The sequence below is a fragment of the Geothrix fermentans DSM 14018 genome, from assembly GCF_000428885.1.
Classification (GTDB): Bacteria; Acidobacteriota; Holophagae; order Holophagales; family Holophagaceae; genus Geothrix; species Geothrix fermentans.
In genome coordinates this window covers 16,429-29,138 of the sequence record NZ_AUAU01000011.1, presented here as the reverse complement: position 1 = coordinate 29,138, position 12,710 = coordinate 16,429, and the positions used below count along the sequence as shown (strand labels likewise).

At 71.1% G+C, this 12,710-nt stretch carries 11 protein-coding genes, 2 tRNA genes and 1 riboswitch; of the genes, 8 read left to right on the top strand and 5 right to left on the bottom strand.

The annotated features are described in order from the left end of the window. The first annotated feature begins 63 nt into the window (after positions 1-63). From G398_RS0105100 to G398_RS16345, 4 genes are all read left to right on the top strand, one after another. The gene (locus tag G398_RS0105100; RefSeq protein ID WP_026852800.1) at positions 64-1,527 is read left to right on the top strand and encodes an aminotransferase-like domain-containing protein; all 1,464 of its coding nucleotides are present in this window, start codon (positions 64-66) and stop codon (positions 1,525-1,527) included. 20 nt (positions 1,528-1,547) lie between these two features. Further along, positions 1,548-2,660, top strand: a complete 1,113-nt coding sequence (locus tag G398_RS0105095) for a branched-chain amino acid aminotransferase (RefSeq protein WP_043483733.1) — start codon at positions 1,548-1,550, stop codon at positions 2,658-2,660. Positions 2,661-2,701: 41 nt separating this feature from the next. After that, positions 2,702-4,084 carry a hypothetical protein gene (locus tag G398_RS0105090; protein ID WP_026852798.1) on the top strand — a complete coding sequence of 461 codons (1,383 nt, stop codon included), beginning with the start codon at positions 2,702-2,704 and terminating at the stop codon, positions 4,082-4,084. Positions 4,085-4,169: 85 nt separating this feature from the next. Then, positions 4,170-4,526 (top strand): cytochrome c3 family protein, encoded by a 357-nt coding sequence (locus G398_RS16345; protein WP_052571481.1) that lies wholly within the window; start codon positions 4,170-4,172, stop codon positions 4,524-4,526. 325 nt (positions 4,527-4,851) lie between these two features. Here the strand turns inward: G398_RS16345 and G398_RS0105080 are convergent. Continuing rightward, positions 4,852-4,944, bottom strand: a tRNA-Ser gene (locus G398_RS0105080). A gap of 83 nt (positions 4,945-5,027) precedes the next feature. Here G398_RS0105080 and G398_RS0105075 point away from each other — a divergent pair. From G398_RS0105075 to G398_RS0105065, 3 genes are all read left to right on the top strand, one after another. Next, positions 5,028-5,117: transfer RNA gene (locus tag G398_RS0105075), tRNA-Ser, on the top strand. Positions 5,118-5,163: 46 nt separating this feature from the next. Next, a complete protein-coding gene (locus G398_RS0105070; RefSeq protein WP_043483731.1) occupies positions 5,164-6,708 on the top strand; it encodes a bifunctional metallophosphatase/5'-nucleotidase in 1,545 nt (514 codons plus the stop codon). A 25-nt stretch (positions 6,709-6,733) separates the two neighbouring features. After that, the gene (locus G398_RS0105065) at positions 6,734-8,080 is read left to right on the top strand and encodes a protoporphyrinogen/coproporphyrinogen oxidase (RefSeq protein WP_026852796.1); all 1,347 of its coding nucleotides are present in this window, start codon (positions 6,734-6,736) and stop codon (positions 8,078-8,080) included. 7 nt (positions 8,081-8,087) lie between these two features. On the opposite strand, the gene radC is transcribed toward G398_RS0105065, so the two are convergent. From radC to G398_RS16340, 3 genes are read right to left on the bottom strand one after another with little or no spacing between them, the layout of a single operon-like run. Then, complete coding sequence (radC, locus tag G398_RS0105060; protein WP_026852795.1) at positions 8,088-8,768, bottom strand: RadC family protein; 681 nt, start codon at positions 8,766-8,768, stop codon at positions 8,088-8,090. After that, positions 8,768-9,268, bottom strand: coding sequence for a pilus assembly FimT family protein (locus G398_RS0105055; RefSeq protein ID WP_026852794.1), 501 nt, complete (start codon positions 9,266-9,268; stop codon positions 8,768-8,770). Before G398_RS0105055 ends, radC begins: the two co-directional genes overlap by 1 nt. A 9-nt stretch (positions 9,269-9,277) precedes the next feature. After that, a complete protein-coding gene (locus G398_RS16340; protein WP_052571479.1) occupies positions 9,278-9,589 on the bottom strand; it encodes a ComEA family DNA-binding protein in 312 nt (103 codons plus the stop codon). A gap of 257 nt (positions 9,590-9,846) precedes the next feature. Then, positions 9,847-9,935, top strand: a riboswitch (S-adenosyl-L-homocysteine riboswitch). Between the two features lie 62 nt (positions 9,936-9,997). Here G398_RS16340 and ahcY point away from each other — a divergent pair. Continuing rightward, positions 9,998-11,395 (top strand): adenosylhomocysteinase, encoded by a 1,398-nt coding sequence (gene ahcY, locus G398_RS0105045; RefSeq protein ID WP_026852793.1) that lies wholly within the window; start codon positions 9,998-10,000, stop codon positions 11,393-11,395. 47 nt (positions 11,396-11,442) lie between these two features. On the opposite strand, the gene G398_RS0105040 is transcribed toward ahcY, so the two are convergent. Further along, complete coding sequence (locus tag G398_RS0105040; RefSeq protein WP_026852792.1) at positions 11,443-12,696, bottom strand: MFS transporter; 1,254 nt, start codon at positions 12,694-12,696, stop codon at positions 11,443-11,445. Positions 12,697-12,710 lie beyond the last annotated feature (14 nt).

Genomic DNA, 12,710 nt, shown 5'->3' with positions numbered 1-12,710 from the left:
ACGGTCTGCTCCAGGCTGTGAATTCAGTCGTTTTTTGGGGAAAAATGACCGATCCTGGTGGGGATGGTTCTCGATCCCTCCCTCGACCCGGGCGCCTCGAGCCCCCTGTATCTGCAGCTGCAGAGGCGGCTGCGCGGCCTCATCCAGGAAGGGGAATGGCGGCCCGGCTCCCGGCTGCCGGCGGTGCCGGAGCTGGCCCAGCGCTGGGGCGTCCACCGCTTGACCGTCCTGAAGGCCCTGGCGGGTCTGAAGCGCACGGGCTGGATCCAGACGGTCCAGGGCCGGGGCAGCTTCGTGGCGCCTCGCCTGCCCGAGGCTCCGGGCCTGCGGGCCGCCAGCGAGTTCCCCTTCGAGGGCTCGCCCATGCTGGTCCACGACGGCGAGCTGGGCTCCTGGCTGGGCGAGACCCTTGAGCGGGTGCAGGACCGCCATCTGGTGAGCTTCTCCGCGGGGTTCATCCCCTCGGACCTGCTGCCCGGCGAGCACCTGCGCCGCATCACGGCCCAGGTGCTGAAGGAGATGGGTCCCGAGGTCTGGGTGTACTCGGCCCCGGCGGGCCATCCCCCCTACCTGGAGGCCGTATCCCGCTGGCTGGCCTCCGAGGGCGAGCCCATCGACGAGGGCTGGGGCATACGCTCCACCCCCGGGGCCCAGTCGGGACTCGCCTTGGCCCTGGAGTCCTTCACGGTGCCCGGTGACCGGGTGCTGGTGGAGAGCCCCTGCTACGTGGGCATCCTGGCCATGATCCGCGCCCTGGGCCGGGAGGCCGTGCCGGTGCCCGTGGACCGCCAGGGCCTGGATCCCGACCGCCTGGCTTCGGCCCTCCAGCGCAGCGAGGCCAAGCTGCTCTTCACGGTGCCCAGTTTCCACAACCCCACGGGCATGACCCAGTCCAAGGCCCGCCGCGAGCGGGTGCTGGCGGTGGCCCGGGCCCACGGCGTGATCGTGGTGACGGACTCCGCCTACGGCGACCTGCGCTTCTCCGGCAACTCCCTGCCGCCCTTCCGGCGCCTGGAAGGGGCCGACAACGTCATCCACCTGGGCAGCTTCTCCAAGTCTCTGGCCGCGGGCCTGCGCCTGGGCTACCTCATCGCCCGGGAGGACCTCCTGCGGCGCATGGCCCTCATCCAGGAGGTGCAGACCATCGGCCAGCCGCCCCTCATGCAGGCGGTGGTGGCGCGGTTCCTGGACACGGGCGGCTTCCGGCGCCACCTGGCCCGGCTGCGCCGCGCCCTCAAGGAGCGCCGCGACGCCATGGTGGAGGCCCTGGCGGAGCACTTCCCCCCGGGCACCCAGGTGTCCGAGCCCAAGGGCGGCATGCACCTCTGGGTGGTGATGCCCGAGGGCTTCTCCGCCCTGGATCTGCACCGGGACGCGCTGGCCGCCGGCATCGGCTTCGCGCCGGGGCCCCTCTTCTTCGCCGACGGTCGCGGCACCAACTGCCTCCGCCTCAACTTCTCCACGCACGACCCCGCCACCACCCGGGACGCCATCGCGCGGCTCGGGCACCTGGTCCGCCGGGCCTGATCTTCACCCAAGGAGCGCCTGTGAACCCCGCCACGTCCACCTCCACCCTCGAGATCCAGCCCTCGGATCATGCCGCCAGCCCCGAGCAGCGCGCGAAGCTCATGACCAATCCCCGGTTCGGGCAGGTGTTCAGCGACCACATGGTGGTGATTCCCTACAAGGAAGGCCAGGGCTGGGGCAAGGGTGTGCTGAAGGCCTACGGGCCCATCGAGATGTCCCCGGCCTCCTCGGTTCTGCACTACGGCCAGGCCATCTTCGAAGGCTTCAAGGCCTACAAGCAGAAGGACGGCAGCATCGCCGCCTTCCGGCCCGAGGCCAACGCCCACCGCTTCGCCACCTCCGCGGCCCGCCTGGCCATGCCCGAGCTGCCCGAGGCGCGCTTCCTCGAGGCCGCCAAGGCCCTCATCACCCAGGACCAGGCCTGGGTGCCCGGCGCCGTGGGCGAGAGCCTCTACATGCGCCCGCTCATGATCGCCACCGAGCCCGCCCTGGGCGTCCACGCCAGCAGTGAATACCTCTTCCTCCTCATGGCCTGCCCCAGCGGCGCCTACTTCTCCGGCGGTGTGAAGCCGGTGACCGTGTGGATCTCCGAGGAGTACGTCCGCGCCGCCCCCGGCGGCACCGGCTTCGCCAAGTGCGCTGGCAACTACGCCGCCAGCCTCGTGGCCCAGAGCCAGGCCAAGGACCAGGGCTGCGACCAGGTGGTCTGGCTCGACGCCATCCACCGCGAGTACGTCGAGGAGATGGGCGGCATGAACATCTTCTTCGTCTACCAGGAGAAGGGCGAGACTGTGGTGGTCACGCCGGAGCTCACGGGCTCGCTTCTCCCCGGCATCACCCGCGACAGCCTCCTGCAGCTGGCCCGCGAGCTGGGCTACAAGGCCGAGGAGCGCAAGATCAGCGTGGCCGAGTGGAAGGCCGCCGTCGCCGAGGGCCGCATGACCGAGGTCTTCGCCTGCGGCACCGCCGCCGTCATCACCCCGGTGGGCCACGTGAAATCCCGCAGGGGCGATTGGGTCGTGAACAAGGGCGAGACCGGCCCCGTGGCCGCCCGGCTGCGCGAGACCCTCCTCAACCTCCAGCACGGCCTCGTGCCGGATCCCCATGGCTGGATGAAGAAGATCGTCGGATAATCCGGATCGGGCTGGGCCGGGCCCGGCCCCCCGGAGGGGCCATGGCCGCCATCCGCAAGCCGGAGGCCGGTGGGAGAGCGATCCGCTCCCTCGCCGGCCTCCTGCTCGTGCTGGCCGGCGGCTGCGCGTCCCAGCATCCCCGGTCCTTCACCCCGGCCGTCCCCGAACCCTCCCGGCGCGGGTGCGTGGCCGTGGCGGTGCTGCCGCTCCCCTCCGCCTCCAGCCCTGCGGTCCAGGTGGGCGGCGAGGTCGGCAAGGGGCGCTCGACCGGGAAGGGGGCCACGAGCGGCGCGGCCGGGGGTGCCGCCGCCGGGCTCCTCACCTCCCTGCAGACCGGCCCTTTCTTCGTCATCCTCGCGCCCATCCTCATCCCGGCGGGTGCCGTCCTGGGCAGCATGACCGGCGCCGCCGTGGGCTATGCCCATGGCATCCCCGTGAAGGATGCAGAGACCGCGAAGGCGCTGCTCACGCGCAACCAGACGGACCTTTCCGCGGAGCTGGCGAATCGGGTGGCCCAGCGGCTGCCCCGGGCCGGGAAGGTCCTGGCCGCGCCGGACGTGGCGCCTGACCTGAGGATCGAGGTCTCGGCGGTGGCCTGGGGCCTGTATGGCGGGGCGGGCTCCCGGCCCGTGGCGGACTTCGAGCTGACGGTGGCCTACGCCGTCCTGGACGGGAAGGGTGGCATGCTGCTCTCCGGGCGGTTTACCGTGGGGGGCCCCCGCCGGCCGCTTCCGGACTGGGCCGCGGAGGAGGGCCGCCTCCTGCGCCAGGCCGTGGAACGGGCCGTCGATGAGGCGGCGGAGGCCGTGTCCGACGCCGCCTTCCTGGTCCAGGATTTCCACCTGCCGGGCGACCTGCCGCCGCTGACCTGCGGACTGCTCCCCCTCCAGCCGGGCCCGATGTTCCTGGCCGCCCCTCCCTTTCGGGGAGCCCTGCCCAAGGTGGGGGAGTCCAGTCCCGTGCTGCGCTGGGAGGCCTTCCCGAGGCGCCAGGACCAGGACCATGACCTGGGCGGAGTGCTCCATCGGATCGGAGAGGTCTGCTACGACCTCCGGATCTGGACGTCCGTGGGCGGGGGCCCCGGCGACCTGGTCTACGAGCGGACCGGCCTCCGGCTGGAGGCGCGGACAGAGGAGCCGGAGCCGCCCTCCGAAGGGGAGCCGCGCCGCCCGGCGGTGGCCTTCGTGGAACACCGCGTGGCGTGCGTCCTGGCCCCGGCCACGGAGTACCTCTGGTCCGTGCGGGCGCGCTTCACCCTGGATGGGGAAGGGCGCGCCATACGGTGGTCCATGAACCAGTCCCCGGACGTGCGGGCCCAGACCACGGCACAGCGGTGGTTCCGCATGGAGCCCCTGCCCGTGCGGGGCCCCTGTCTCCATGACGGCATCCCGCCCCTATGCCACCACCGGTTCCGCACTCCCTGAGCTCCGGCATCATTCACTACCTGTAGGTTGGATGAAGTTTCCCGTCCGCGGGCGTAGGCTGGGGGCCTCTTTACAGGAGGCATCCATGGTGCTGATCCGTTCCGTGGTGGCGGCATTCATCGCGAGCGCATGCGCGCTCTCCGGCGGGGCTCCGGCCCACGTCGGGGCCGGGGCCTGCAAGCCCTGCCACAAGGTGCAGTTCGAGTCCTGGAGCGCCTCGGCGCATGCCAAGCTGAAGCCGGTGCTGGACTGCGAGGCCTGCCACGGCCCCGGCAGCGAGTACAAGGCCGTGAGGATCATGAAGGATCCCGCCGCCGCGAAGAAGGCGGGGCTCCTCATGCCGGACAAGGCCCAGTGCGCCACCTGCCACGGCAAGAAGAAGGTGTCGCCCATGACCGACGCGATGTTCGCGAAGGTTCACGCCCACAAGAAGAAGGGCTGAACCGCCTTAGCCGCGCGAATCCCTCTCTCCGCCAGCCCGCCGGTCGTTCCGGCAGTGCGATCAGGGCCGTGCCAGCGATTCTGTGACTTCGAATCCCCCTCTCTCCGCCACGGCTTCGATGATCATCCGGGCAGTGCGATCAGGGGGATTCCCTCCGGGGCCACCGCTGCGCGGCGTCCCCTCCGGCCGCACGAATTGCTGGCACGGCCCTGATCGCCTGCGGCAGTCCCCCGGACTGCCTTCGGCGGGGCCTACCTGCCAGCGATTCTGTGACTTCGAATCCCCCTCTCTCCGCCACGAAGAAGCCGCCTTTCGGCGGCTTCAGTGGCGGAGAGAGGGGGATTCGAACCCCCGGTACTGGTTTACCCAATACACTCGCTTAGCAGGCGAGCCCGATCGGCCACTCCGGCATCTCTCCAAGGCCTTCCAGGTTACCGTTGGGGGCGGTTTGGCACAAGGCTTCTTGCCGGGAACCGCGCCCAGCCTTCAAGATGGAGGCACGGAGGGATGGCCGAGCGGTTTAAGGCAACGGTCTTGAAAACCGTCGTGGGCGCGAGTCCACCGCGAGTTCGAATCTCGCTCCCTCCGCCATTCCGGCCCGGCCTGGGCGCCGGGCCCGAGCCCCAGGGGCGGGACCATGACTTCTGTCCGGACATCATTCCTGCTGGCGCTGCTGCTCACCACCGCGGCCTTCGCGAAGGAGGTGGTGATCCTCTGCACCAACGACCTCCACGCCCACGCCGTGCCCTACCAGGTGCCCTTCGTGGATCCGGCGCGGAAGGTGGGCGGGTTCGCGAACATCGCCGCCTTCGTGAAGCAGGAGAAGCGGGCGCGCAAGGCCGCCTTCCTCTTCGACGCGGGGGACTACTTCACGGGCCCCCATCTCAGCAGCCTGACCAAGGGCCGGGCCGTGGTGGAGATCATGGACACCATGGGCTTCGACGCCGTGTCCATCGGCAACCACGAGTTCGACCACGGCTGGGACAACCTGCTGGTGCAGCTGAGCCAGGCGCGCTTCCCCGTCCTGCTGGGGAACGTGTTCTTCCAGAACAGCCAGGTGCCGCTGTGGAACACGCCCTGGGTGATCCTGGAGAAGGACGGCGTCAAGGTCGGCGTCATCGGGCTCCACGGGCGCTTCGCCTTCGACGACACGGTCTCCGCGATCACGCGGGTGGGCCTCGAGGCCCGCGACGAGATCGCCTGCCTCCAGAAGTACCTGGACGAGCTCCGGCCCAAGGTGGACATCACGGTGCTGCTGATCCACGAGGGCATGCCCGGGCGCCAGTCCAGCCAGGGCGGCACGGATGTGCGCCGGGCGCTGGACGCGGACCTGAAGACCGCCGCGGCGGTGAAGGGCCTGGATGTGCTCATCAGCGGCCACGCGCACGTGGGCACGCCCCAGCCCCTCCGCGCGGGCTCCACCCTGATCGTGTCCACGGACAGCGGCGGCATCAACGTGGGCCGGCTGGTGCTGGACCTCGACGAGCGCACCCGGAAGCCCGCCTTCAAGGCCTTCGAGCTGAAGACCATCTACGCCGACGAGTGGCGCCCGGATCCCGGCACCCAGGCGGTGATCGACACCTGGCTGGGCCGCCTGGACGCCATCGCCCGGGAGAAGGTCTGGAGCGCCCCCACAGCCCTCACGCGCTCCTACGGCGAGTCCTCCCCCCTGGGCAACCTGGCGGCGGACGCCCTCCTGGCGAGCTTCCCCGACGCCCAGCTGGCCCTCACGAACTCCGGGGGGATCCGCGAGGACATCCCCGCGGGCGAAGTAACCATGGGTGGAGTGCTGTCGGCCCTCCCCTTCCCCAACGAGGCCGTGGCCCTGGAGCTGACGGGCCGCGAGATCCGCGCCCTCATGGAGCACGCCGCGGGCCTCACCAACGGCGTCCTCCAGGCCTCCCACGGCCTCCGGATGCGCTACGACAGCCGCCGCCCGGCCGGGCAGCGGGTCCTGTCGCTCACGCTGGAGGGCAAGTCCCTGGAGGAGGACGCCACCTACCGCGTGGTCACAAGCTCCTTCCTGGCCGATGGCGGCGACGGCTACCAGGCCTTCCTGGCCGGGCGGAACCGGCAGAACCGCAGCGGCTACTACATCTCCGACGCCGTCGTGGACCACCTCAAGAGCGCCCGGTCCAAGGCCGGCCTCCAGGAGGCCCGGGTGGCGGAAGCGGGCCGCTAGGCGAAGCCACCGCGGCGGAGGGGGCATGGGAAGCGGCGAGGCCAGGGATCCGGGAACGGGCCGTGTCATCGTCCTGGGGGGCGGGATCTCCGGGCTGCTGGCGGCCTGGCACCTCCGGGAGAGGGGCCGGGAGGTCGAGGTATGGGAAGCTTCCGGGGCCCCGGGCGGCTGGGCCCAGACCCTGCCCTGGCCGGGGCCGGGCGGGGAACCCGGGTTCCTGGAGCGCGGGCCCCAGGGCGTCCTGGTGGGGCGGGACGGCCCGCTGGTCCGCCTCATCGGTGAGCTGGGGCTCACGCTCCGCGGCGCCGGACCCAAGGGGCCCCGGTGGCTGGCGAAGGCCGGCGGTAGGCACCCGAGCCCCGCCACGCCGGCGGGACTCCTGCGGGCGCCGGGGCTCACGACCCCGGAGCGCCTCCGTATGTTGGCGGAGCCCTTCGTGCCCTGTCGGCCGGACTCGACGGAGGACCTCCGTTCCTACTTCAGCCGCCGCCTGGGCGATGGGTTTGTCCGGGAACTCCTGCCGGCCCTGGTGGCGGGCGTGCTGGCGGCGCCGCCGGAGCGCATCGGCCTGGAGACGCTGCCCCGCCTGCGGCGCCTGGAGGCGCGGGGCGGCCTGCTGATCGGCGGCCTGCGCACGGGCGCAGAGCACACCCGCGTGCCCTGCGCCGGCGAGGCCTGCGGCGTAGGAACCCTGGCCGGGGTCCTGGCGGATCGGCTGGGGTGCGTGCTCACGAACCGATCGGCGCGGGCCATCGAAACGCTTCCCGGTGGCGGCTGGCGAGTCCACGGCGAGGACGTCGTCGGGGAGGTGGACGGGCTGGTGCTGGCCCTTCCCGCCGCCGTTTCTGCCGCGTTGCTGCGACCCCTGGCGCCCGAGGCCGCGGCCCTCCTTGACGCCATCCCGCGCTTGGACCTGCGCGTCTGGCACAGCCGCCACGCCCCGGTGCCCGGCTGGGAGCGGGGCATCGGCCTGCTGGTCCATCCCCCGGAGGGCCGGGGCCTCCTGGGCGTGGCCTCCTTCGCGGCCGATGACCCCCGGGGCGTGCCGGGCCTGTTCCAGCTCCGCACCTACCTGGGCGGCGCCTATCCGGTGGACCCCGAGCTGTCGGATTGGGCGGGCGTCTGGCGCGAGCTGCGTCGCTGGTTGCTTGAGCTGGGGGAGCCGGTGCAGGTGCGGGAGGAGGCCTGTCCCGGCGCCTTCCCCCTGCTGGAGCCGGGCCACGGGGCCCGGGTGGCGCGCCTGCTGGCGGCCCTCCCGCCCCGCCTCCACTGGCTGGGCGCCGCGCGCTTCGGTCCGGGGCTCCCGGATCTCGCGGAGGGCGTGGAGGCCTGGGCCCGGAGCTGGCCGGACCTGGGGCCGGGCCCGGCCTGATCGACACTCAGCCCCGCTGATCCCAGCCCTCCGCAGCCCGGAAGCTGTGGTAGCGCTCGCGGCCCAGGATGAGGTGGTCCGCCAGCGGCACGCCCAGGGATTCCCCGGCGGCCTGGAGGCGGCGGGTGAGCTGGATGTCCTCTCGGCTGGGCGCTGGGTCGCCGCTGGGATGGTTGTGGAAGGCCAGGGCGGTGCTGGCGCCGTAGCGCAGGGCCTCGCGGAAGAACTCCCGGGGGCTGATGAGGGTGGCGGTGGCCGTGCCCTGGCTGAGGATGCGCTCCGCCAGCAGGTCGCCCTTGGCGTTGAGGGCCAGCAGGCCGAAGCGCTCCTCGGTCCAGCCCTGGCAGCGGGGCAGCAGGTAGCTGCCGGCGGCGCGGGGGCTGGTGATGCGGGGCCGGTCCGAGCCGCGCTGGGCGCGACGGGAGAGCTCCAGGGCCGCCCAGAGCTGGCCGGCCTTGGCGGGGCCCAGGCCCGGCTGCTCCAGCCAGTCGTTGAGGCCCAGGGCCAGGAGGCCCGCCAGGCCGCCCGTGCGGCCGAGCACCGCCTGGGCCAGCTCCACGGCGCTGGCGCCGCGCAGGCCCGTGCCCCAGAGCAGGGCCAGCAGATCCGCGTCGGAGAGGGTCTCGCCGTGGCCCGCCAGCAGGCGCTCCCGGGGGCGCTGGTCGGGGGAGAGGTCCAGAATGCGCATCAGGCCCTCACCCACTTCCGGCGGTCCCGGTTCCAGCGCAGCACCTGGAGCCTTCCCTGGCCCGAGAGGCGCATGCAGAGCGCCTCCCGGCCATCGTTCAGGAACCAGGTGCTGGCCAGGGCCGTGTGGCGGGGGGTGACGGTGAGGATGGGGTGGGCCTCGCCCGTGCGGGTGGCCACCGTGGGCGCCTCCATGTCCGGGGGCAGGGGGATGCCGGCGGGCTTGCCCCACTTCACCCGGCGGCTGAGCTGCACCTGCAGGTGCTCGCCGGCGCCGCTGGCCTGGCCCAGGGCCACGGTGACGTTGCTGCCCCGGGCACGGGCCAGGCTGAAGGCCTGCTCCAGGCTGCCGCGGATCTCATGGTGGGCCACCGCCAGGTCGGTGCCGCCTGGATCCCACTGGGCCATGCACACGAAGGCCACGATGGCGGCCACGGCCATGGAGACGGTGACATCGAGCAGGGAGGTCCCCCGCTGGGAGAGGCGGCAGCTCGGGCGCATGCGGGCCCCCTACTTCGCCGCCGCGGGGCGCGGCGCGGCCGTGAGGGCCAGGTAGGGCTTGAGCTTGGCGTAGGACTTCTCGCCGATGCCCTTGACGTTCATCAGCTCCTCGGGCCGCTGGAAGCCGCCGTGCTGCTTGCGGAAGGCCACGATGCGCTCGGCGGTCTTCTGCCCGATGCGCGGCAGCTGCATGAGCTCCGTGACCGAGGCCGTGTTGAGGTTCACGGCCCGCTGGGGCGCCCGGGGAGCCCGGCCTGCCGCGGCGGAGAGGGGAAGGGCCAGGGCGAGTGCCAAGGCCAAGGATGTGAGGGGGTTGGACATGGTTGCCTCCTTTCAGGCAGTCATGTCTCATCGAGGTCTGTGCCAGTTGTTAAGTGTTGTTATGGCTTGGCTAAATTTTTTCTTCGAAAAAATTTAGTAATTAAAAAATGACTCAATCCAGGCGAATATCAATAAATTTAGTTATTTTAATTTTTATTTTTTGTTACAAAATTTCGAAAAAATTTTGCAGGGTGACAGTTTTGAAAGACCACCCGAAACCTCCCTCCGAGTCCCTGTCGGAACCGATTATCCTGGAACAGTCCGAGGAGCGCTGCAGGACCCGGCAGATCGGCTGTGCGGGATCTCAGGCTCGGACCCATCCTTCCAGGAACGGCGCTCGCCTCAACCCTGAACCGGGGAGATGGGGTGGACCGCCAGCCCGTTGACCCGGCCCTCCGTGGAGGTCCCATGACCGTCGCCACCACCGACTTCATCGTCGCCGATCTCGCCCTCGCCCCCTGGGGCCGCCGGGAGATCGCCATCGCCGAGGGCGAGATGCCCGCCCTCATGGCCATCCGGAAGCAGTACGCCGCGCAGCAGCCGCTGAAGGGCGCGCGCATCGCGGGCTCGCTGCACATGACCATCCAGACCGCCGTGCTCATCGAGACGCTGAAGGCACTGGGCGCCGAAGTGCGCTGGGCCAGCTGCAATATCTTCAGCACCCAGGACCATGCCGCCGCCGCCATCGCGGCGGGGGGCACGCCGGTCTTCGCCATCAAGGGCGAGACCCTGCCGGACTACTGGGACTACACCCATCGCATCTTCGACTTCGAGGGCGGCGCGAACATGATCCTCGATGATGGCGGCGATGCCACTCTGCTGCTGCACCTGGGCGCCCGGGCGGAGAAGGATGCCTCCGTGCTCGACCACCCGGACAGCGAGGAGGCCACCGTCCTCTTCGCCGCCATCCGCAAGCGCCTGGCGGAGCAGCCCGGCTGGTACTCCACCCAGCTCGCCAAGGTCCAGGGCGTGACGGAGGAGACCACCACCGGCGTCCACCGCCTCTACGAGATGGCCAAGAAGGGCGAGCTGAAGTTCCCCGCCATCAACGTCAACGACAGCGTCACCAAGAGCAAGTTCGACAACCTCTACGGCTGCCGCGAGAGCCTGGTGGACGCCATCAAGCGCGCCACGGACGTCATGGTCGCCGGCAAGATCGCCGTCGTCTGCGGCTACGGCGACGTGGGCAAGGGCAGCGCCCAGGCCTTACGCGCATTGTCCGCTCAGGTGTGGGTCACGGAGATCGATCCCATCTGCGCCCTGCAGGCGGCCATGGAGGGCTACCGCGTGGTGACCATGGACGAGGCCTGCGAGCAGGCCGACATCTTCGTCACCTGCACGGGCAACTTCCACGTCATCACCCACGACCACATGAAGCGCATGAAGCACAACGCCATCGTATGCAACATCGGCCACTTCGACAGCGAGATCGACGTCGCCAGCCTGGAGAAGTACCCCTGGGAGGAGATCAAGCCCCAGGTGGACCACGTGATCTTCCCCGATCAGAAGCGCATCATCCTGCTGGCCAAGGGCCGCCTGGTGAACCTGGGCTGCGGCACGGGCCACCCCAGCTACGTCATGAGCAGCAGCTTCGCCAACCAGACCCTGGCCCAGATCGAGCTGTGGACGAAGAAGGGTGAGTACAAGGTCGGCGTCTATACCCTGCCCAAGCACCTGGACGAGCAGGTGGCGCGCCTCCAGCTGGCCACCCTGAACGCGAAGCTCACCGCCCTGCGGCCTGACCAGGCCAAGTACATCGGCGTGCCGGTGGAGGGGCCCTACAAGGCGGACCACTACCGCTACTAGTCAGCGAATGCTAGCCAGCGAAGCCCGGCGTCGGACCAGGAACCGGGTCAGGCGCCGGGCTCCTCGTGCCGCAGGGGGCTCCCGCCTCCCGCGGGCAGGAGGAGCAGCAGGGGCAGGGACAGGCCGGACACCAGGGCCAGCGTGAGCAGGGCCGGGAGGTGCCCCCGGCCTGCGATGAGGGCCCCCGCCGCCAGGCCGGCCCAGGCCTCGCAGCCATTGGTGGCGCCCATGAACAGGCTGAACTGGGTGGCTCCGAAGGCGGGATCCGTGAGGTCCATGAACAGGGCGTAGGAGGCCGCGGTGAAGAGCCCGATCCCCACATACAGGCCGCCCAGGAGCGACATCAGGGGCCCCGCCGGGCCCGCGGCCCCGCTCCGGAGCAGGAAGGCGAAGCCAAGCACATCCAGGATGATGAGGCCCAGGGAGAGGCCGGCACACCGCCGGCGACCCCACCGGTCCGAGAGGTGGCCGCCCAGCAGCGCCCCCGCCAGCATGGCGGCGACGGCGGGTCCCGCGAAGAACCAGCCTGCGGCCTCCTGGGTGGCTCCCGCGTCCACCAGCAGGGGGCCGGCCACGGCTCCGACGCCCTCGAAGGCCGCGCCGCTGGTCAGGGCAAAGGCGAGCCCCACGAGGCTGCTCCGCCGAGTCACCACGCCCTTGAGCCGCTGGAAGAAGGTGGTCCAGACCCTGCCCTCGGTCCCGGCCTGAAGAGGGGGCGCCGTGCGTTCCTTCGACAGGAGCACGAGGATCCCGGGTCCCCAGATGGCGGCCACGAGCATCGCCAGCACCGCCCGCTCCCCGATCCGCGAGGCCACCAGCAGGGCCCCCCCGCCGAAGAGGGAGCGGCCCAGCAGCATCCCCGCCTGCATCCACCCATTGAGGGTTCCCCGCTCCCCGGCCGGGGCCTGCTGGATCGCGAGCGCATCGATGGCCACGTCCTGCGTGGCCGCCGCCAGCGCGTGGAGGACCAGAAGGGCCACGGCGGCACCGCGCCAGCGGCCGGGCTCCAGCGCCAGCAGCGGGAGCAGCGTGAGGCCCATGAGGCCCTGGCATCCCAGGATCCAGGCCCGGAGGCCCCGGCCCCTCCCCTTCAGGACGTCCACCAGGGGGGCCCAGAGCCACTTCAGGGTCCACAGCAGGGTGAGGGAGGCGGTGAGGGTCGTGATGGCGTCCAGGGCGACGCCCCGTGCCCGGAGCCAAGTGGGCAGGGTCCACCAGATGAACCCGATGGGCGCCCCCTCCGAGAGGTAGAGCGCCCCGAAGAGGGCCTTCCTTCCCGTGGGGGTTCCGAGCAGGTTCACGAAGGCCCTCTCAG